The following is a 21,343-nucleotide window of genomic DNA, read 5'->3' on the forward strand; positions in this document are numbered from 1 at the left end:
AAAAACCGGGGGGAACGGCTGTTCCACCCGGCTTTTTACGCGTGTGTCTGGTTTGGTTGGGGGGAAATCAGTTCAAGCTGCTGGTTTTCGTCAGGCGATCCATCTCTTCCTTGACGTGCAACTTTTCAAGTTTAAGGCGCTTCACCGCGCTCTCGTCCGGCCAGGATCGCTTTTCCTCGTCGAGGATCGCACGATCAAGGCGCAGGTGCTTCTCTTGCAGGGAATGAACACGAGCATCGGTGTGCATGAGTCTGCTCTCCGTCTGGTCGAATCGGCTCTTGCCGGAATGTGGCAGGCCGATGACACCAGTGTTCACCGTTCCCATGGCTCAGACAACCCCAATCTTTCAATGGAGGGCGTCAATCCATACGAAAAACCTCTTCAATCGCGCGGGCGTATGATGCTGCGTCGCACAAAGGTGAGGTGGCTATCTGTTCGGCCAAGCCCATCCGAATGTTGGAGAGAGTCTTGTGATCTTCGGCCAGAGTCTTCGCCAGAAGGACATACTCCTCTTCATTGGACGCCACCCATTCGGGGCGTCCCAGGCTGTGCAGCAGCGACGCGGTCATGCGTTCGATGAAGCGCTCTCCCGCCAACGTCACCACGGGCACTCCCATGCTGAGCGCGTCAAAGCTGGTCAGACAGCCGCCGTAGGGGAAGGGGTCGAGGGCGATGTCCACGCCCTCATGGTAGCGCAGATGCTCTTCATGGCTGGCGGCGGGGGGCAGCAGGATCAGTTGATCGGCGCCGACTCCATTCTGGGCGAAGGCTTTGGCCATGCGTGTGCGGCCCTGCGGATCCGCCAACCCGGCGCCGCGTGATTTCAGCATCAGCCGGGATCCCGGCACGGCGTGCAGAATTCGGGACCACAGCGCCACCACGCGATGATTGATCTTGGCGTCGAGGTTGAACGATCCAAAGGTGATGACGCCGTTCCAGCCGCAAGGCGGCGGCATCAAGGGGAACTTGCGCCCCGGCGGTTTGAACAGGAAAAAATGGGGCAGACGGATCAAGCGTTCCTTGAAGGTCTCGGTGCTGTCCGCCGGGTGCAGAACCGGATCGGTCAACCACAGATCCATCGCGTCGACCCCGCTGGAGGTCATGCCGTGGAAGCTGACCTGACGCGGCGCCGGGCGCCGGGTGAACAGGCCCATGCGCTGCCCGCTGGTGTGGCCGATCAGGCAAACCAGAACATCAATGCCGTCGGCGCGGATTTGATCGGCCAGCGCGTCGTCGTCCATTCCCCGCGTGTCGCGCCACCCGTCGGCCATGCTCCGCATCTCGGCCAGAGCCGGGGCGTCGAACGGGACATCGCCATAGATCACGGGAACCACCGCCGAACGATCATGCGCGTGCAACAGCGGAGCAATCTGGTCCAGCAGCCGGTTGCCAGGGTGCAGATAGTTCGACACATAGCCGACCAGCAGCGGGCGGCCATGGATGGCGGGGCAGGCTAAGGCGGGTGAGGACTCGATGGTCCGGCCAAAACGATCCCCCCAAGCCGTCACCTCGTCCGCCAGCATTGGGTTGGTCAGGTCGGGCAGCAGCAGGGCTGTGACCAGACGGGCGCTGTGAATCCATGGGGCGTCGCTGATGCGGCTGGCGATGCGCAAACCGACCATGGCCTCAGCGATCTGGCCCAGATTCTTGGCGGCAAGCGCGCCGTTGTAATGCCCGCCCAGCGCCGTTGGATCCAGCGCGACCACCCGCCGATAGGCGCTGTGCGCCTCGTCAAACCGGCCAAGCTCAAACAGGGTGAGCGCCAGCGCGTCTTGCGCGTCGAAATCAAGCGGGGCGAGGGCGACGGCGCGGGTCAGAACGTCCGCCGCGTCATCCAGACGCTGGCCAGATCGGTGGGACAGGCCCAACTCCAGCAGAGTCGCCGCCAGATCACGCTGGGCTTCGGGCTGGTCGGGGTGCAGCGCGGCGACCCAGCCAAACCGACGGATCGCCTGGACCTGCTCCCCCCGGCTGCGGGCGATGACGGCAAGGTTGTGCAGGGCGTCGCCATGGTCGGGGCGCAGGGCCAGCGCCCGCTGATACCAGTTCGCCGCGCCGTCGGCGTCGTTCAGCCGGTGGAGCAGAGAGGCCAGCCGCGCCGCCGTCGCGCCGGACAGAGGATCGCGCCGCGCCGCCTCCTGGAGCGGCTCCACGGCGCGCTCAAGCCGCCCGGCGCTGTCCAGCGCCACGCCCCAATGATAGAACAAGACGGCCGTGTCGCCGCTGCGCGCGGCGCGTCCGAAGCCACGCGCAGCGCCGCTGTTGTCGCCTCGCTCCCGTTCCGCGTGGCCCAACCCTTCCAAGGCCTCCACCAGGGCCGGGGACAGGGCGATGGCCCGGCGAAAGCGCGTCAGGGCGTCGGCGGGGCGGCCAAGCGCCCGCAGCACTTTGCCATGATTGACCTGCGGGTCCGCCGCCAGCGGGTTGGCGAGGGCGGCGCGGGCCAGCAGCCCGGCGGCTTCCTCCAACCGGCCCAATTGGGCGATCAGCAGGCCGCACAAATGCAAAGCCTGAGCATTGTCGGCGTCAGCGTCGAGAATGCGCCGGTAGAGTTCCTCGGCCTCGGCGAAGCGCCCCGTCTGGTGCAGATCAAGGGCGATGGTGAGAGCCTCGGCAATGGTCGCCATCAGAGAGTGCCTTGTGAAGCGCCAAGAGCGGCGATGCTGCGAATCGTGTTGTTTGCGGTGTCGGCCATGCTTTCACCGGGGTGAGGCTGAACGAGGCGCATCGACGGGAACCATGGGCGAATCGCCGCCCCCAACCACGTCCAATCCCTTCCCCCCAGTCGCCAAACCGGAACGCCCAGCGCGCCCGCCAGTTCGCCAACCGCCATGGCCGGAGAAATGACCAGATCCAGGTTGCTCATCAGGGCCGCCACCCCTTCAAAATCATCCTTCAGATTCAGGTCGTCCCATTGGCGCATGCGGCGTCCGCCGCGCTCCAGAGCGGCCAGTTCCGCCGTGCAATCACCATATTGCAGATTGACGACGATGACGCCCGGCAGATCGAACAGGGGCAACCAATCGTGAAGCCCGGTGTAGGCGCCCTGCCGTTGCGCGGTGATGACCTGACTGCGCCAACCAAGACCAATCTTCAGGCCATCCCCCAACGCCGCCACCCGTTCGCGCCACAGCGCCACGCGCGCCGGGTCGGGAACCAGATAGGCCGGACGCGGGGGAAAGGCGGCGACGTTGGCGCGGCACAGGGCGGGCAATCCGCCAGCGGGGGCTTGCAGATCGCAATCGGGTGGATCCACCATTTCTTTGCCAAAGCGATCGACGGTTTCCGCCCGGACGACCGTCCAGGGAAAAGACCGCGTGAACAGGCTGGTCAAGCGCGGGTCGCATTCGATGGTGACGGGACCATCAAGGCCTTTCAACGCATCGAAGCAGGAGGCGAAGAGAATCTCATCGCCGACCCCTTGTTCGCTCCAGACGAGAAGATGGCGCCCGTCAAGCGGTTCCCCGCGCCATTCCGGGCGGGGAATGCGGCGGGCGCGTTGCAACTGGCGCGCGGAAAAACGCCGTCCGTAACCGGCCCAGCCGGTGGACAGATCGCCGTCCGCCAAAGCCAGCAATCCACGATTCCAGGCGGCCAGGGCAAAATTCGGATCCAGCCGCAAGGCGCGCTCCAGATGAGGGCGTGTTTGCGCCAGATCCCCGGTCAACGTCGCCATGGTGGCAAGGTTGTTGTGGGCGTCCGGGGCGTCGGGCCGCAAGGCCGCCGCCCGGCGATAGTGACCAATGGCTTCGACAAACCGCCCGTCCACCTCGCAGGCGTGGCCAAGATTGGCGTGGGCGGCGGGGTTGTCCATCACCAGCCGGATGGAGCGTTGATGAAGGGTTCGCGCCTCCGCCAATTTTTTGGTGTTCTGCCGGTGCAGTCCCAGATGGGTCAGCGCCTCGGGAAAATCCGGGCGCAGGGCCAGGGCGCGGGTGAAGGCGTGTTCGGCGGCGTGGCCCGCCCCCTCGGTCTCATACACCAACCCCAGATGATTCCAGGCGGTGGGAAACTCCGCGACCACCCGCAAAGCCGCCCGCATCAACCGCTCAGCCTGTTCGGAGCGCCCGGTTTGGTGGTCAATCAGCCCAAGCAGATGCAGAGCGTCGGCGTGATCGGGTTCAACGGCCAGAACGGTCCGGTATGAGGATCGGGCCTCTTCCATCCGCCCATCACGGTGCTGCTCAATGGCCGTGGACAGCAGGCTTTCCGACGTGATGGGCGAGACGCGAAGGGGCCGTGGCTTCGTTCCCGCCATCTGGCACAGCGCCCGCGCCATGGCCGACAGCGTTGCCTCCAATCCCTCGCCCGCTCGGGGTTGGAACAGGCGCATCGATGGAAACCAGGGCCGTGTGGCGGTTCCCAATTGGGTCCAGTCCCGACCGCCAAACCGCCAAACCGGAACCCCCAGCGCGCCCGCCAGCTCACCCGCCGACATGGCGGGCGAAATCACCAGATCCAGATTGACCGTCAGCGCGGCGGCGGAATCAAAATCATCCTTCAGGTTAAGATCGGCCCAGCGGTGGATGCGCACGCCAAAACGCCGTTCCGCCTGGGCGATCTCATCGGCGCAGTCGTCATATTGCAGATTGACGAAGACAACCCCCGGCACGGCGAACAACTCGCCCCACTGGTCGAGCCGGGTGTAGGCGCCGCGCCGCTCCTCCGTCATCAACTGGCTGCGCCAACCGATGCCGATTTTCAAACCCGGCCCCAGCGCGTCCAGCCGACGGCGCCAATGACTCACCATCTCCGGGTCGGGAACCAACCAGGGAGCTTGTCCGTCAAAGGCGGACAGGCCATCGCGCAGTCGGTGGGGCAGGCTTCCCGCTGGAACTTGCAGGTCGCAATCCGGCGGAAGAATGGTTTCGCGCGCGTCCGCCGTGCAGCTTTCCGCCCGGACATTCGCCTGGGGAAAGGAGCGGGCGAACAACGGAACCAGTCGGCGCTCGCATTCGATCGTCACCTTGCCGCCGCTCCAGGCCAGCAAATCCGGGTAACAGGAGGCGAAGAGGATCTCATCGCCAACCCCCTGCTCCCGCCACACCAGAAGACGACGGCCCCGCAACACTTCGCCGGTCCACAAGGGAGCGTCGATGCGCCGGTTGGGGCGGACCTCGCCAGCGGCGAACCGGCGCTCGTAGCCGGCCCAGCCTCGGGCCAGATCGCCATGCAGAAGGGCGAGCAGGGATAGGTTGTAGGCGGCGGTGGCCAGATCGGGTTCCTGCGCCAGCGCCTCTTCAAAGCAGGTTTCGGCGTCCTTGTAGCGTCCTTGCGCTTGAAGGGCGTTGCCGAGATTGTAGCGGGCCTCGACAAAATCCGGGTGAAGCTCCAGCGCTTGCCGGTGGCAGAGTTCGGCCTGATCGGGGCGGCCAAGCCGCCGCAGCACGGTGCCCAGATTGTTCAAGGCCGGGGCGTGGCGGGGGCGGCGCTTCAAGGCTTCGCGATAGGCGATTTCCGCCCCTTCGTTGGCGCCCTGCTGTTGTAGGATCGCGCCAAGATTGTAGTGGGCTGTGGCGTCATCGGGGCGTTGGGCGACGACGATCCTGTGCTGAATCACGGCTTCTTTCAAACGTCCGGCCAAGGCCAGCGCGTCGCCCAGATTGTTGTGCGCCTCGACCATGCCGGGGGTCAGGCGGACCGCGTGCGAAAGAGCGGCGATGGCCCCGTCGAGTCGGTCCAGGACGCGTTCGCTGTTCCCCAGATTGTACCAGGCCTTGGCGTAATCCGGACGCAGAGCCAGCGCCGTGGCGAAGGCGCGTCGCGCCAGATCATGACGGCCCAGCGCGGCCAACGCGTTTCCCAAATTGTGGCGGCGTTGCGCGCCATCGGGATTCAGTTGAACCGCGTTGCGGTGCGCCGCGACGGCGTCGCCGTGATGGTTCTTGGCGACCAGCGCGCTGCCCAGATTGTCCCAGTAGTCGGCGACCCCACGATTTTCGGCGATGGCGCGCTCAATCAGGTCGATGGCGGCGTCCGGCTGGCCGGTTTGCAGCGACAGCACGCCCAAAAGATGCAAAGCATCCGGGTGTTTCGCATCAACGGCCAGCACGGCCCGATAGCCATGCTCGGCCTCGGTGAAGCGCCCGGCCTGATGATGGGCCAGGGCCTGCGCCAGCCTGTTGGTGTCCATAGTCCCTTTTGCCCTTTCCGGCCCAGCCCTGCCAAAGGGAGTGCCATGATCGGGCGTTCAAGGTAAAGATGCCATTGATTTTGTTCCGCCGTTCGCAGGAGACGTCATCATGGCCGCATCCCGTTTGGCCGTGCGCGCGAAAGCCGCCGTTCCCGTGGCGGCGCGCTTGTGCCGACAGGCCGACGCCCTGGCCGCCGCCGGTCGGGCGGAGGAGGCGGACAGCGTCTATCGGGCGGCGTTGGCCGCCGATCCCGCTTTGGCGGGCGCGCACAACAACCATGGCAACGTCCTGCGCGCGTTGGGGCGACCGGACGAGGCCGCTTCAGCCTATCGCGCCGCGCTGGCCTGTGGGCTGGATCTCGCTCTGGTCCATTACAACCTCGCCGCCGTTCTGCGACAGACCGGGCAGACGGTCGAGGCGGCGCGGGCCTATCGGCGGGCGTTGGTCATGCAGCCGGATTACGCCGAGGCCTGGAACAACCAGGCCAACCTCCTGCGCGACGAGGAACGGTTGACGGAGGCCGCCATCAGCTACCGGCGGGCGCTGGCGGCGCGCCCGGATTGGACCGATGGTCACGACAATTTCGCCACCGCGCTTTATCTGCTGCATGAGCGTGGGGACGTCGAAACGGCGGCGCGCTTGGCGCGCGATTGGCGGCGCGACCACCCGGACAACCCGATGGCGCGGCACATCGGTTCGGCCATCATCGGTGATTCGGCGGAAGAGCGGGCGCCGGACGCCTATGTGCGGCAGACCTTCGACCTGTTTGCGAACGAGTTTGACAGCAAGCTGGCCGAACTTGGCTATCGCGCGCCGGAATTGTTGGCCGAGGCCGTCGCGATGAGCGGTCCGGAGCCGCGTGGCGATTTGGCGGTGCTCGACGCTGGTTGCGGGACCGGGCTGTGCGGGGCGGCGTTGCGGCCCTACGCCCGCTGTTTGAGCGGAGTCGATCTGTCGGGCGGCATGCTGGCCCACGCCCACGCCCGCGCGCTGTATGACGCGTTGGACGAAGCGGAGCTGGTCGCGCATCTGACCGCGCATCCCTCCTCCTTCGACCTGATCGTGGCGGCGGATGTCCTGTGCTATTTTGGGGAGTTGGGGGAGGTCTTTGCGGCCGCCTGCACGGCGTTGCTCCCGGCCGGTCGGCTGGTCTTTTCCGTAGAGCGGCTCGCGGATGACGCGGAACTTCCCCCGTATCAGGTTGCGACCCATGGCCGTTACGCGCACAAGGAAATTTATGTGCGCGACGCCCTGTCCGTGTCGGGGCTGGCGTTGACCATGATGACGCAGGAAACATTGCGGTTTGAGAGCGGGGAACCCGTGGTTGGAATGGTGGTGGTCGCCGTCAGGCCGTGACCCTGTCGCCGGGCGCAATTTCGGGCGCGACGCGCGACCCGATCCGGTCTGACAAGGGGCCGCTCGGGCCATCGGGAAATGGAACGCCATGACGCGGGTGCGTCCGATCGTGAATCAACGCGCGATTGCGGACCAAAGGCCAAACGAAGCGTCGCAAAAAGCGCTGATCTTGCCAGCGGTCGACGTCCGTGCGGGCGAAGCGTTCAGCCAGCCCCAACAATTCTGGCAACAACCCGGCCGTTCCCCCCCACATTCCAGCCAGAATCAATTCTGTGTGCAGAATGTGATCGCGCATGATGTGGAAAGGGCGCCCGGAGTCGATCCAGGCGTCAACCGCCAGCTTTTCTTTCATCGACAACCGGGAATCGCAATCACGGCACAGAAAGCGGGCCACGGTCGGATCGTCCGAAGCGGAAAAACGCCAATAAAGGCCAAGGAGTGGACCGCTGCCCGGCGCCATCGCGATGAGAACCGCTCCGGCCTCCGTCAAGGCCGACAAGGTTTCGGGCGGCGCCGAATCATCGTGATAGACCCAGCATTCCCAGCCTGGGAACAGAGTTTTCGTCAAATGCGCGTTGGCCACCGCCCCTTTTGTGTAGATCTCTTGATTGCCCCACAGGCTGAAGGCAATGACGTTGCGGGTTCGCCGCGCCGCGCCGCGCGGAACGGCTGGAAGAGACGGTTGCGCCGGGGCATGGGCCAGCGCCAGACGGTCTTTCAGGTCCAGCAAAGCGCTGGCCCATTCGTTGGCCTCATTCTCCTGATCCAGCGCGTACAGCGTGATAATCAGGTTCTCCAGCGCGTCCATGTTGGTTGGATCAATGCGGACCGCGTGCAACAGCGCAGCGCAGGCCGTTTCCAACCGATCAATCTTTCCCAGCGCGATGCCCAGATTGAAGACCGCCGATTGGAAATCAGGAACCAGAGCCACCGCTCGCCGATAGGCGCTCAGCGAATCCTGGCGCAAGCCCGCCGCGTACAGCGCGTTGCCAAGCAGAAACGCAAGGTCGGCGTTGAAGGGCGCCAGTTCCACCGCGCGGGTTAAATACGGCAAGGCGGCCACAGGCTGCCCGGCTTCGATCAACAACCGGCTGCGTTCGTGCAGCAAAAGAACGAGCCGCTCCGGGGCGACGGCAAGAGCCGGAGCCGCGCGAGTCGCGCGCTCCAGCGCGGCAATTGCGCGGTCTCCATCACCATCCTCACGGTGGAGCGTGGCGGCGTCGATCCAAGTCTCGGCAAAATCAGGACGAAGAGCGATGGCGCGCTGATGGGCCGCCAAAGCTTCGCGGCGGCGTTTGAGACCACGCAGGATGGTGGCGTGGTTGGCGTGGATGTCTGCGGCGTCAGGACGCAGCTTCAACGCTCGGCCAATCAGGGTCAAACCCAAATCTCCCTGGCCGATCTGACCGGCCAGCACCCCCAGAAAATGCAGGGCGTCGGGATGATCCGGGTCGGCGTCCAGGATGCGGGTGTAAAGTTCCTGCGCCTCCCCCAATCGCCCGGAAAGATGCAGATCAAGAGCGATTGTAAGGGCTTCTGTGATCGTGGCCATGACCGATAGCCTTAGGCATGTGGGGGCGGGCGCGCAAGCTTTTCTGGAAAATTTTATGTGGTTTCAAGGCGAAACCCAAGACGGAAGCGCAATACGGGCGGTTTCGCTGAGGGTGCAATCCTGAATAAGTATGAACAAAGTCTTTACTTTGTACGGCATTCTATGTATCTTTATCTCCAGGTGTTTCCAACATATGGAATTGCTGGTCATGAATGTGGCGCCATCCACATCAACGGCATTGCGTCCGTTTCCTGTCATGACGGCCCGCAACGGGGAAACCGTTGAAAAGGGGGCCGACAGCTCGATTCCGTCGCAGCAAGACACCACCGATCCCCTGGTGAACCGTTATCCGACGATCGCCTTTTCCTACGACGTCGACGCGTCCCGTCTGGTGATGCAGTATCGCGACCCGGCAAACGGGAAGACGGTTTCCCAAATCCCCACCGAAGCGGCGCTGAAGCAGTACAAGGAAGCGCAACAGCAGGAAAAAGAGGCGTCGCGCGCCGCCGCTTTCGAGGTGACGGTCGGCGGATCGGACAAAAAGGGCCAAAGCGGGGGAACGGATTCCTCAACGCCAAACAGCTCCACCTCTCAGCCCATGGCGACTGGCAACGCACAGAGCGCTTCCACGGGCAGCGCCCATGTGGCACATTTCACCACAGCGGCGACGCATCCGGCTTCGGTCAGTTCGGGCGTCGCGCGCGTCAATGTGGTGATCTAGCCCCACATCGTGGGCTGTCAGCAGGCAGGTCGTCATGGCTTTCGATGTAACTTCATCAACCGCTGGCGCCGCCGTCAGCTTGCGCCAAGCTCAGGGCCAATATGATTTTGGCGTGAAGACTCTGAGTCAGGACAACCAACAGCAGGCCGCAGCCGTGGCGACCTTGCTGCAAGGTGGGTCCAATGGCGGTGGCAACGTCACGCCGACGCGCGGCCAAAATCTCAACATCTCCGTGTAAGCGAGCGTCAAACGACGCTGTATCTTTGTCGGCCCTTGCGCCATTATCGGCCAAGCGACCCATCCTGTCTTTTCCGTGGTGGTCTTGGGGTCGCGTCCTTTTGCGCTCCCGGAGCCTCACACGCCGATGCCCAACGCCGCCTTTTCCCTGATCGCCGCCGGACAAACCGATGTTGGACGCGTCCGCGCCCGCAACGAAGACAGTTTTTGCATTGGGACAACGGGCGAGTTTGCGGTGGTCTGCGATGGTATGGGCGGTCACGCCGGGGGGGACATCGCCAGCCGTACCGCCGTTGAGGTCATCAGCGGCTTTCTGGAAGATTTCGCGCCTCCCACAACCCCAACCACATCCGCAACGAACGATTCCGACAAGACCTTGGCGAATCCGGTGGACCATGATCCGACCGTGCGCAACGCCTTGTCCGTCGCCCGTTCGGCGGTGCTGCTGGCCAACCAACAAATCCACGCGCTGAACAAGCAGCGCGGCTTTGCCGAGGGGCGCGGCATGGGAACCACGGCTGTTGGCCTGTGGCGCCTTCCCGGTTCGCCCCAAATGGTGGTGTTTCACGCGGGCGACAGCCGACTGTACCGCTTGCGTGACGGCGAGTTGCGCGCCCTGACCCGCGACCACAGCCTTTATCAGATGTGGCTCGACAATGGCGGGCGTGGCGTGGCGCCACAACGCAACATCATCCTGCGCGCCCTTGGCACGGGGGAAGAGGTGGAACCCGAACTGGCGGTCCATTCCCTCCTTCCTGATGACGCGCTGTTGCTGTGTTCGGACGGTTTGAACGGCATGCTGCCCGACGCCGCCATCGCCCGGATCCTGGGGCAAGAAACCGTGCCGGAACGCGCCTGCGCCGCGCTGGTTGAGGCCGCCAACGCGGCGGGTGGCCAGGACAACATCACCGTCGTCGTCGCTCGCTTCGCCAAAGCCACGTAATCCAGTCTCACGGCTGGGTGGTGATGAACAGGACCACGGCATGCGGTCTGGCATCCGTGGGCAGGGCGGGTTGCGCGTCGATGGCTTGCTTCAACGCCGACAAATAGGCGGAAGCCGGTTCGATTTCGGGCCGGGGCGCCGAAAACAGCGGAGTAGCCGAGGCCAACGCGACAACCAGTTCGCTGCCGAAGGGTGGTCCGACGCTCCAGTATCGTCCGGATCCGACCCGCTCGCCCAACCGTCGTGTGGCTCCGGCCTCCAACTGGGTGTCCGTGTCGGCTGGATTTGGCGACAAATGGACGACGTCGCCATCCGCCGTGTAGTAATCAACGTGCAACAGAGTCTTGTGCGGCGGTCCAGTGATGTCGAGAATCAACGGATCGCCATTGTGCAACGGCGTGCCGGGACGAAGCGGGCGCGGAATTGACGTCATTGTCATCGGCGCCGTTTGGTCGGCGTTCGCCATCAACGCGTCGGCCACCAGCGCCAAGGGCGCGCACAAGCGTTCAGGAGCAGCCGCGACGTCCAATCGAACCTCCCAGCCTTCGGCGCGGAGGTCCATGAGCGTTTGAATGGCGTTGCGGGCCGCGTCGCCAGCGGCGGCCCCGGAAACGACGAGATGACCGTCCACCTCCTCGACCGTTGCAACCGCGCAAGGGATCGACCGCAAGGCCCTGTCAAGATCGACCGCCGACGGACGCGGCGCGGCAACCGGCGTTTCGGGCAGGATGCCCACCAGCGGCTCTTCATCCGCAGGCGGCCCAGCAACGGGCGGGGCCGGTTGTGGCGGGGGTGGTTCCGGGGAGCTTGGTTCCTGCGGCTGTTCCGGCGATGGCGGAGGCGGCGTTGGAACGTCTGCCGCCGACATGTCCGGTGGCGCGCTTGGCCCCTGTGGCGCGAGTGGCGCGGCTGGCGGCGCAGGCGCGGACATGGTGGGAAGCGCCCTGACCTTGGCGAACTTCCGTTGCCAAACAAACCCACCGAACACCACCAGACCAATCAGCAGCAGCGCCGCCAGTGGTCGCCACGCCAACGGGGAACGAACGGCATTGGTCTTGTCGGACACCAACCCAGCCACAATGTCGCGCAGTTCCCCGACGCTGGAAAAGCCGCCGTGCGTCGTGTCAAGCCGGGCCAACAGGGCGGAGACCGCTGGCCGCTCCCCATGAGTGGCCAGCAGTCGCTTGGCCAGAAGCTCCGCCGCCCGTAGATCATCGGCCTGTGTCGCCTGCGTGGCGTGCAGCGCGGCCAGACCAAACCCGCTGACGGCAATGGTTCCATCAACGCGCAGCCAGATCGCCGCCGGGCTGAGCGCCCCATGCGCCAGATCGTTGCGGTGCGCGGCGAACAGCGCGTCCAGGGCAGAGCGCAGGATGGTCAGCCGGTCGGCCCAATCGGTGAGTTGGTCGATGACCTGGTCGAGGCTGGTCCCGCTCACCGGCTCCGTGGCGATGAAGACGACGGAGTCCGTCTCACCCGAGGCGTAGAAGGGAACAATGTTCGGATGAATCAGCCGGGCCGCCGCGCCAGCCTCCCGACGAAAGCGCGCCAAGCGCTCATCCTGACCAACGAAACCGGCCAGCCGAGCGCTGTGCAACAGAATCGCGCGACCGTTGGCCGGGTCAACGCCCCGATGCAGCACGACATCGCCGTCTTGAGCGATCCGATCAAGACGCTCGTATTTTCCCAGCTTTTGCGCTGCCGTCACCATCGCGAGGGCGCTCCGTATCCGTACCCTGTCCTTTCGGTATAGTCCCTCCGGCGGCTGAAGGCCAAGGGGGGAGGAACCTTATGCCCTGTGACGCCCAACCAAGCCCGAAGAGCAGACATGCGGAATTGGTCGATGCGCGATGGTCAAACGGCTGCTTTGTTGTGCGTGACCATACGAAGCGGACATTCTTTTTCAATGTCAAAGGGTAAGGCCGATGATCCGCGCATCGGACTTTGTGGGAGATCAGAAATGAAAAGACGCGCCTTCCTCACCTCCGCCGGTGTCGGTCTGGCGGTCAGCGGCGTCGCCGCTCCGGCCATCGCCCAGACCCAGCCGGACGTCCAATGGCGTCTGGCGTCGAGCTTTCCCAAAAGCACCGACATCCTGATGGGCACGTCGGAGATGATCGCCAAGCGCGTCGCCGAGGCCACCGACGGCAAATTTCAGATTCGCGTTCACGCGGCTGGCGAAATCGTCCCCGGTCTCCAGGTGCTCGACGCGGTGCAGAACGGCACCGTTCATTGCGGCCACACCTGCGGTTACTATTATGTCGGCAAGGATCCGACCTTCGCCTTCGACACGGCGATTCCCTTCGGCCCGAACGCCCGTCAGCAAAACGCCTGGCACCAATATGGCGGCGGTCAGGAGTTGATGCGGAGTTTCTTCAAGAACTACAACATCATCCAGTTTCCGGCGGGCAACACCGGCGCTCAGATGGGCGGCTGGTATCGCAAGGAAATCAAATCTCTGTCCGATTTTGCCGGACTGAAGATCCGCATCGCCGGGATCGCCGGGCAGATCATGAGCAAGCTGGGGGCCACGCCGACGCAGATCGCGGGCAGCGACGTCTATCCGGCCTTGGAAAAAGGCACCATCGACGCGGTGGAGTTCGTCGGCCCGTATGACGATGAAAAGCTCGGCTTCTATCAGGTCGCCAAGCATTATTATTATCCGGGCTGGTGGGAAGGCGGGCCGCAGGTTTCGCTTTATGTCAATCTGAAGGAATGGGAAGCCCTGCCCAAATCCTATAAGGCGATTCTGACGGCGGCCTGCGCGGAGGCGAACAGCGCGATGACCGCGCGTTACGACGCGGAGAACGCCAAAGCCCTCAAGCGTCTGGTCGGCAAAGGCGCTCTACTGCGCCCCTATCCGCGCGACCTGATGGAAGCCGCGCACAAGATCGCTTTTGAACTGTATGACGAGATCGGCAAAACCAACCCAGCCTTCAAGACCGTCTATGACAGTTGGAAACCGTTCCTGGACGAAGCGCAATTGTGGTTCCGCGTCGCCGAATTGCCCTATGACAATTTCGTCCAGTCCGCTGGCCGATCAAAGTAACCGTCTGCGGGTGGGGTGGCCAACCGCGCCGTCACGCACGCAGAGGTCCCGCGCGCAGGCGGTTTAAAAGGCGTTTGCCCGACGAATGGACGGAAGCGGGGGGGGTGAGCGGGGCGACGCGGTCTTGACACGGCGTCTGCAACCGCCAAGAAAGATGGGGCCGGATGAACGGCGACCCGCCACAAGGACTTCCTTCGCGTGATCCCCCTTTCGTCTCTCCAACGCCTTTTTGACGCGGCCACCTTCAGCCTGGGGGCCGCCTATCAGCGCGAAGGGCGGGTTTCCGCCCTTCAGGCGCAGCGTTTGACGAAAGGCGCGATCCGCCTGTCCGCGACCGTGCGAGGGTCGCACCGAATCCCCTACGCGCAGAGCATCCTGCTTCAACTGGGCAACGACCGGCTTTCGGCGCTTTCGGGCGAGTGCGACTGCCCGGTTGGCTTCAATTGCAAACATGTCGCCGCCGTTCTCATCGACTGGGTGTTGAGCGCGGTCGAACGATTGCCATCAGCGCCGTTGCCAACGCTTACGGCGCGGCGCGTCCCGAGCGACCCGGAATTTACGCCGCCTCAAGCGGCGGTTCCCGCGCTGTCGCCGCCCTTGCAGGCGCTTTTGTCCCGGTTGAGCGACGCGGCGGCGGTTGACGGCGGCGACGTCTATCCCGAAACGGTGCGCAAGCGGCTTCTGTATGCGCTGCGGTTGGACAGCGGGGCGGGCGGCGCGGAGGCGGTGGTTCAACCCTTGTCCGTCTCCATCCGCAAGGACGGCGCCTTTGGCGCGGACGAGAAACCCTATGGTTTCGAGCAGATTCGAACCCTGACGACCGTGAAGTTTGTGACCCCATCCGACCGGACCATCCTGACCAGCCTGGCCCAAAACACCATGGCGGTGGCAGGGCGGCGCGACGAGGGCAGCCTGTTGCGGGGGGAATGGAGCGGCTGGCTGGTCGAGCGGATGCTGAAAACCGGGCGGCTCCATTGGCAGGATTTCCGCGCCAACCCGCCACTGCGCTCCGGCCCGACGCGACGGGGAACGGCCTGTTGGGTGGCGGACGAGCGGGGGCGGCAGCGGTTTTCCATCGCGCTGGACTCCCCCGCCGCGCTGACGCTGCCGACCACGCCGTTGCTGTATGTGGATCGGGAGAGCGGGGAGTGCGGCGCGGTGGAAGCCGACATTCGTCCGCATCTGGCCGCCGCCCTGCTGTCCGCGCCGTCCTTGCCGCCGGGGGAGGTCGCCGCCTTTGTGGCCGGGGTGGAATCGCTTGGCCTGCCGCTGCCGACGCGCCCCGCCGCCCCGACCCAGACGGAAACCCGCCGCGTGACACCGCGCCCGCTGTTGCGTCTGGGGCAGGCGACCCGGCCCTACACGCCCTACGCCTATGGCATGACCGTGTCGGACAAGGTCGCGGTGGCGGCGTTGGGCTTTGACTATGCCGGGCGCCGCGTTGGTCTGGTGGAGGAGACGGGGCCGCTGCAATGGATGGAGGACGGGGTTCTCGTCACCGCGCCCCGCCAACCCAAGGCGGAGGCCGCCGCGTCGGCTCGGTTGCGGCGCGCGGGCTTGGTCCTGAACGAGACGCCGCTCACCATCGGGCGTGGGCAGAGCGTGCGGCGGAGCCTGTTCATGTCGCCGACCGGCCCGACCGGCGAATTTGACGAGACGAGCCATTGGCTGAATTTCTGCCTCGAACTCCTGCCGGATCTGCGGGCCGAGGGGTGGGGGATCGAGATCGACGCCGATTTCCCCTACCAGATCCTCGAAGCGCCGCAGAGTTGGACGATGGAGGTTGGCGAGGGGACGGGAATCGATTGGTTCGGCCTGTCGCTTGGCATCGAGGTGGGCGGGGAGCGGGTCGAGCTGCTCCCGGTTCTGCGCTCCCTCATCGGGGTTTTGGGCCGTTTGGGTTCGGATGAGTTTGCCGACGATGGAACGGAAACGGCGCTCGACGCGCTGGCCCCCGACGGGGTGCTGTTCGTGCGGGTTGGCAAGGACCGCTTCCTGCCGCTGAAGGTCGAGCGGTTGCGCCCGATGCTGGGCGTGCTGATGGAGCTGTTCGGGCTGCAAGCCCCGGGCGCCGATGGCGGCCCGTTGCGGATTGGGCGGACCCATCTGGGCGATCTGGCCGCGCTGGAAGAGGCGGCGTCCGCCGCCGGGGTGCCGTTGCTGGGGGCCGACGCCGTGCGCGGCATGGCGCGCAGCCTGCGCGAGGCGGGCGGGGTGCCGGTGGTGGATCTTCCCGACGGCTTGCGCGCCACGCTGCGGCCCTACCAGCGGACGGGGGTGAATTGGCTGCAATTCCTGGCCGCGCATGGGTTCGGCGGGCTGCTCGCCGACGACATGGGGCTGGGCAAGACGGTGCAGGCGCTGACCCATCTGCTGATCGAGAAGGAATCCGGGCGGATGGACCGCCCCTGCCTGCTGATCGCCCCAACCAGCGTGTTGGGCAATTGGCGCAGCGAGGCGGCGCGCTTCGCCCCCGATCTGCGCACGCTGGTCCTGCATGGCCCGCAGCGCAAGGCGGCGCATGGCGATCTGGCCGAGTATGATCTGGTCGTCACCTCTTACGCTTTGCTGCCGCGCGACCGCGCGGTGCTGGAGGCGCAACCCTGGCATCTGGCGATCTTCGACGAGGCCCAGTATCTGAAAAACCCGACCTCGCAGGCGACCAAGGCGACCCAGGCGTTGGAGGCGCGGCAACGGTTGTGTCTGACCGGCACGCCGGTGGAAAACAATCTGGACGAGTTGTGGTCGCTGTTCTCCGTCGCCGCGCCGTCGCTGTTCGGCGACCGCACCGGCTTCCGCCGCCTGTTCCGCACGCCCATTGAAAAGCATGGCGACGCGGAGCGGCAGCGGGTGTTGGCCCGCCGGGTTCGCCCCTTCCTGCTGCGCCGCACCAAGGAGGAGGTCGCCAGCGAGCTGCCGCCGAAGACGGAGATGGTCGAGCGGGTCGATCCCCAGGCCGCCCAGCGGGATTTGTACGAAACGATCCGGCTGGCGATGGACCAGCGGGTGCGCGAGGAAATCGCCCGCAAGGGCTTGGCCCGCAGCCACATCACCATTTTGGACGCGCTGTTGAAGCTGCGGCAGGTCTGTTGCGACCCCCGGCTGGTCAAGCTGGAGAGCGCGCGCAAGCGGGTGGAGAAGGGGGCGGCGTCGGCCAAGCTGGAACGTTTGTTGGAACTGCTGCCCGATCTGCTGGCCGATGGTCGGCGGATTCTGCTGTTCTCGCAATTCACCTCCATGCTTGATCTGATAAAGCCGGAACTGGCGAGGTTGGGGATTCCCTTTGTCGAATTGACCGGCGACACCCGCGACCGCGAGACGCCGGTGCGCCGCTTCCAGGCGGGCGAGGCCCCGCTGTTCCTCATCAGCCTGAAGGCGGGCGGCACCGGGTTGAATTTGACCGCCGCCGACACGGTGATTCACTATGATCCCTGGTGGAATCCGGCGGTGGAGGACCAGGCCACCGACCGCGCCCACCGGATCGGCCAGGACAAGCCGGTCTTCGTCTACAAGCTGGTGACGGTCGGTACGGTGGAGGAGCGCATGCTCACCCTTCAGGACCGCAAACGCCAGTTGGGCGAAGCGGTCTATGACGCGACGACGACGGAAGCGGATCTGTTGACCGCCGACGATCTGGACGTCTTGCTGGCGCCCATCGACGGCTGACGGTTCGGCGGCTACAGGCCGCTGTCGGGGCGAGAGAGCACCAGATAGAGGAAGGCGTCGCGTTCCTCCAAGCGATGGCGGGTTCCGCCGACGGTCAGACCGACGCGCCCCCGCGCGTTGCGGAGGTTGCGGGTGAAAGAACCGTTCATCTTCAAAATGTCGAAGGGCAGGCTGTTGAGGTGGCTGGCGCACAGGCTCCAGCAAGGCCGGGTCGCGCAGTTGGCGCGGCGCTCAGCTTCAGGGAAAACGCTGAATGGACACCCCGTCAGCAAGGGTTTCCTTGAAGCCCGTCACTCTTCGCTGGCGAAGACGCTTTTGAGATCGACCATCGGCTCCGGTCGCGCGTCCAGATCCAACTGACGCTCCACCGCGTCGAGATGCTCCATCATCAGGGCGACGGCGGTGTCGTCCTGCGGGTCGGCCAGCGCGTCGATCAGACGGCGGTGATCCTCCGCCGAACAGGTGTGGGAGGAGCGCCGCTCGAAGGCGGCGATGGCCAAGCCCGAACGGTCGATCAGCCCGGCCAAAATCCCGGTCAGCGTGCCGTTTCCGGCGAACTCCGCCAGCAGCAAGTGAAATTGGCCGGACAGGCGGATCATCGCCTTGCGGTCGCCCGCCCGCTCCGCCGCCTCTTCCTGGCTGCGGTGCTCGTTCAGACGGGCCAGCGTCGCGGGGGGGAGCGGGCGCGGCAGGGCGGCCAGCTTGTCCATGATCGCCCGTTCGATGACTCGCCGGGCCTCGAACACCTCGCGGGCCTCATGCGGGGTTGGCTTGGCGACGAAGGCGCCGCGATTGGGAATCAGCGTCACCACCTGCCGTTGGGCCAACAGCAGCAGAACCTTGCGCACCCGTTCCCGGCTGACGCTGAACACCTGGGCGAGGCTTTCCTCCGCCAGCTTGGTGCCGGGGGGAAGGCGGCGGTCGGCGATGGCCTCGCCGATGCTGCGGACGATCCGGGCCTCCGCCCCGCCGCGTCCACGGGGCGAGCGACGGGGGGCGGCGGTGGTCAAGGCGATCTTCATGGCCCGTTATTGGTGGTGGCGTTTCTGTCTGACGCAATTGTGCACAAAACTGCCGCGCTGGGAAAGCCTAACGCGCGCATGGGCGCAATTGGTCGCACAGCGGGCATTTCTGCGCAAATTTCAGGCGACCTGCGCTGAAATCAATCACCGCCCGGCTTCTGCGCGTTGAGGGAATGGCGGGGTTCCGCCAAGCCGCCCGCTGGCACGCAGTGTGCACAATCGTCCTTGTGCTGAATTGGCATCGAGATTGTGCACAAAATAGGATCGGCCGGCATGACCACAGGATCGGGCGCGGGAACGACCGCTGGATCGACTGTCGAACTGGTGAAGCTGACAAAGGCCTATGGCGCCACGGTCGCCGTGGACGCCATCGACCTGCGCGTCGCCGCCGGGGCGTATTGCTGTCTGCTGGGGCCGAGCGGCTGCGGCAAGACCTCCACCTTGCGGATGATCGCCGGGCACGAGGACGTGAGCGACGGCGATTTGCTGATCGGCGACCAGGTGGTGAATGGCGAGCCGCCCGCCCGGCGCGGCACGGCGATGATGTTCCAAAGCTACGCCCTGTTCCCGCATCTGGACTGCACCGACAACGTCGCCTTCAGCCTGAAGATGAAGGGCGTCGCGGTGGAGGAACGCCGCCGCCGGGCGCGCGAGATGCTGGATCTGGTCGACATGGGCAAATACGCCGCCCGGCTGCCCGCCCAACTGTCCGGCGGGCAGCAACAGCGCGTGGCGCTGGCCCGCGCGCTCATCACCCGGCCCGGCGTGCTGCTGCTGGACGAACCGCTGTCGGCGCTCGACCCCTTCCTGCGCGACAAGATGCGGGAGGAGTTGAAGCGCCTGCACCGCGAGCTGGGCATCACCTTCATCCACGTCACCCACAGCCAGACGGAGGCGATGGCGCTGGCTGATCTGGTGGTGGTGATGAGCCAGGGCCGCATCGAACAGGCCGGGCCGCCGCGCGAGCTGTTCAACCGCCCGCGCACCGCCTTCGTCGCCCGCTTCATCGGCGGCCACAACGTGATCCAGAGCGCCGACGGGCTGTGCGCCGTGCGGGCCGACCGTGTTCAGTTGGGCGGCGGCGACCTGCGGACCGACGGGACCGTGCGCGCGCTGGAGTATCACGGCGCCTCGGTTCACCTCAGCCTGGACGTGGCGGGGGCCGAGGATTTCGCCGTCATCCTGGACGAAACCCGCTTTTACGACGCGCCGCTGTCCATCGGCGCGCCGGTTCAGATCGGCTGGAACCGGGCCGACGCCCATCCGCTGGCGTCCTGACTAGGCCGATCTTGTCTTTCAACCGCTCCCTCATCGACCCGACACGACCACACTGGAGGCTCAGCATGTCCGACACGCGTTCCGGTTCCCCCGCCACCACCGGCGTCAGCCGCCGCGCACTGCTTAAGGGAACCGCCGCCGCCGCTGGCGTGGCGGTCGGGTCCGGCGCGATCACCGGCTTTCCGACCATCTGGGCGCAGAACATCAAGAACATCACCCTGCGCCAGATCGGCACCGGCGTGTCCAACCTGAACGCCGTCGCCGACAAGGTGAAAGCGGATCTGGGATTCACCCTGCAAATGACGGCGCTGGATTCCGACGCCGTGACCCAGCGCGCGGCGACACAGCCGAAATCCTACGACATCGCCGACATTGAATATTGGATCGCCAAGAAAATCTTCCCGGCGGGCGTCATCCAGCCGATGGACGTCGGCAAGCTGAAGAATTTCGACAAGATCGTGCCGATCTTCGTCAACGGCAAGCTGACGCCGTCCAGCGCCATCGCGCAGGGCACCGCCCCGCACAGCGTCGGTTTCGTCGAAGGCAAGGATTCCACGAAATTCGCCAAGTCGCCCACCCAGTGGATGACGCTGATTCCGACCATCTACAACGCCGACACGCTGGGCATCCGCCCCGATCTGGTCGGCCGCCCGATTTCGAGCTGGAAGGATCTGCTGGATCCCGCCTTCAAGGGCAAGGCGTCGCTGCTGAACATCCCGTCCATCGGCATCATGGACGCCGCCATGGTCTGCGAAGCCATGGGCGCCGTGACCTATGGCGACAAGGGCAACATGACCAAGGAGGAGATCGACAAGACCCTGGCGATCATGACCGAAGCCAAGAAGGCGGGCCAGTTCCGCGCCTTCTGGAAGAGCTTTGACGAGAGCGTCAATCTGATGTCGTCCGGCGAGGTCATCATCCAATCCATGTGGTCGCCCGCCGTCGCCGCCGTGCGCGCCAAGGGCATTCCCTGCGTCTATCAACCCCTGAAGGAAGGCTACCGCGCCTGGGGCGGCGGGCTGGGGTTGGCCAAGCATCTGACCGGGCTGGAGCTGGACGCCGCCTATGAATACATCAACTGGTATCTGTCGGGCTGGGTCGGCGCCTATCTGAACCGCCAGGGCTATTACTCCGCCGTGCTCGACACCGCCAAACAACACATGTCGGCGGACGAATGGGCCTTCTGGATGGAGGGCAAGCCCGCCAAGACCGACATCCTCAACCCCGAAGGCAAGGTGATGGAAAAGGCGGGCGCGGTGCGCGACGGCGGATCCTTTGAAGAGCGGATGGGCCGCGTCGCCTGCTGGAACGCCGTGATGGACGAGGATCGTTACATGGTCCGCAAGTGGAACGAGTTCATCGCCGCCTGATCTGTTTCTAAACCG

General features: G+C 65.3%; 15 protein-coding genes. 8 read left to right on the plus strand and 7 right to left on the minus strand.

All coding sequences use genetic code 11. The annotated features are described in order from the left end of the window. Positions 1–67: 67 nt before the first annotated feature. The 3 genes from D3877_RS26080 to D3877_RS26090 form a co-directional block, all read right to left on the minus strand. On the minus strand, positions 68–247 hold the full coding sequence (locus D3877_RS26080) for a YdcH family protein (protein ID WP_119834040.1): 180 nt from the start codon (positions 245–247) through the stop codon (positions 68–70). Between the two features lie 112 nt (positions 248–359). Further along, complete coding sequence (locus tag D3877_RS26085; RefSeq protein WP_119833728.1) at positions 360–2,627, minus strand: tetratricopeptide repeat protein; 2,268 nt, start codon at positions 2,625–2,627, stop codon at positions 360–362. Next, entirely contained in the window at positions 2,627–6,133 is a 3,507-nt protein-coding gene (locus D3877_RS26090) for a tetratricopeptide repeat protein (protein WP_119833729.1), read from the minus strand. The genes D3877_RS26085 and D3877_RS26090 overlap by 1 nt, the downstream gene beginning before the upstream one ends. A 109-nt stretch (positions 6,134–6,242) precedes the next feature. Between D3877_RS26090 and D3877_RS26095 the strand changes: the two genes are divergently transcribed. After that, a complete protein-coding gene (locus tag D3877_RS26095; protein WP_119833730.1) occupies positions 6,243–7,490 on the plus strand; it encodes a tetratricopeptide repeat protein in 1,248 nt (415 codons plus the stop codon). Here D3877_RS26095 and D3877_RS26100 read toward each other — a convergent pair. Further along, complete coding sequence (locus tag D3877_RS26100; protein WP_119833731.1) at positions 7,480–9,042, minus strand: tetratricopeptide repeat protein; 1,563 nt, start codon at positions 9,040–9,042, stop codon at positions 7,480–7,482. The two genes, D3877_RS26095 and D3877_RS26100, sit on opposite strands and share 11 nt — an antisense overlap. 193 nt (positions 9,043–9,235) lie before the next feature. Here D3877_RS26100 and D3877_RS26105 point away from each other — a divergent pair, with 193 nt between their 5' ends. The 3 genes from D3877_RS26105 to D3877_RS26110 all read left to right on the plus strand — a co-directional run bounded on the left by D3877_RS26105 (position 9,236) and on the right by D3877_RS26110 (position 10,943). Beyond that, complete coding sequence (locus D3877_RS26105; RefSeq protein ID WP_147395300.1) at positions 9,236–9,763, plus strand: hypothetical protein; 528 nt, start codon at positions 9,236–9,238, stop codon at positions 9,761–9,763. A gap of 34 nt (positions 9,764–9,797) precedes the next feature. Continuing rightward, positions 9,798–10,001: a hypothetical protein gene (locus tag D3877_RS29640; RefSeq protein WP_147395301.1), complete on the plus strand. Its 204-nt coding sequence runs from the start codon at positions 9,798–9,800 to the stop codon at positions 9,999–10,001. Between the two features lie 126 nt (positions 10,002–10,127). Beyond that, positions 10,128–10,943, plus strand: coding sequence for a PP2C family protein-serine/threonine phosphatase (locus tag D3877_RS26110; RefSeq protein ID WP_119833733.1), 816 nt, complete (start codon positions 10,128–10,130; stop codon positions 10,941–10,943). Positions 10,944–10,950: 7 nt separating this feature from the next. On the opposite strand, the gene D3877_RS26115 is transcribed toward D3877_RS26110, so the two are convergent. Continuing rightward, positions 10,951–12,654: a DUF4384 domain-containing protein gene (locus tag D3877_RS26115; RefSeq protein ID WP_119833734.1), complete on the minus strand. Its 1,704-nt coding sequence runs from the start codon at positions 12,652–12,654 to the stop codon at positions 10,951–10,953. 249 nt (positions 12,655–12,903) lie between these two features. Here D3877_RS26115 and D3877_RS26120 point away from each other — a divergent pair, with 249 nt between their 5' ends. Beyond that, complete coding sequence (locus tag D3877_RS26120; protein WP_119833735.1) at positions 12,904–13,992, plus strand: TRAP transporter substrate-binding protein; 1,089 nt, start codon at positions 12,904–12,906, stop codon at positions 13,990–13,992. A gap of 198 nt (positions 13,993–14,190) precedes the next feature. Further along, positions 14,191–17,658 carry a DEAD/DEAH box helicase gene (locus D3877_RS26125; protein WP_119833736.1) on the plus strand — a complete coding sequence of 1,156 codons (3,468 nt, stop codon included), beginning with the start codon at positions 14,191–14,193 and terminating at the stop codon, positions 17,656–17,658. 11 nt (positions 17,659–17,669) lie between these two features. On the opposite strand, the gene D3877_RS30040 is transcribed toward D3877_RS26125, so the two are convergent. Beyond that, positions 17,670–17,807, minus strand: coding sequence for a hypothetical protein (locus D3877_RS30040; RefSeq protein WP_158600013.1), 138 nt, complete (start codon positions 17,805–17,807; stop codon positions 17,670–17,672). Positions 17,808–17,948: 141 nt separating this feature from the next. After that, positions 17,949–18,680 (minus strand): GntR family transcriptional regulator, encoded by a 732-nt coding sequence (locus D3877_RS26130; protein ID WP_119833737.1) that lies wholly within the window; start codon positions 18,678–18,680, stop codon positions 17,949–17,951. A gap of 273 nt (positions 18,681–18,953) precedes the next feature. Here D3877_RS26130 and D3877_RS26135 point away from each other — a divergent pair, with 273 nt between their 5' ends. Then, entirely contained in the window at positions 18,954–19,958 is a 1,005-nt protein-coding gene (locus D3877_RS26135) for an ABC transporter ATP-binding protein (protein WP_119833738.1), read from the plus strand. Between the two features lie 65 nt (positions 19,959–20,023). Beyond that, a complete protein-coding gene (locus D3877_RS26140) occupies positions 20,024–21,328 on the plus strand; it encodes an ABC transporter substrate-binding protein (RefSeq protein WP_119833739.1) in 1,305 nt (434 codons plus the stop codon). Positions 21,329–21,343: the final 15 nt, after the last annotated feature.

This window comes from Azospirillum cavernae (assembly GCF_003590795.1).
GTDB classification, from domain to species: Bacteria; Pseudomonadota; Alphaproteobacteria; order Azospirillales; family Azospirillaceae; genus Azospirillum; species Azospirillum cavernae.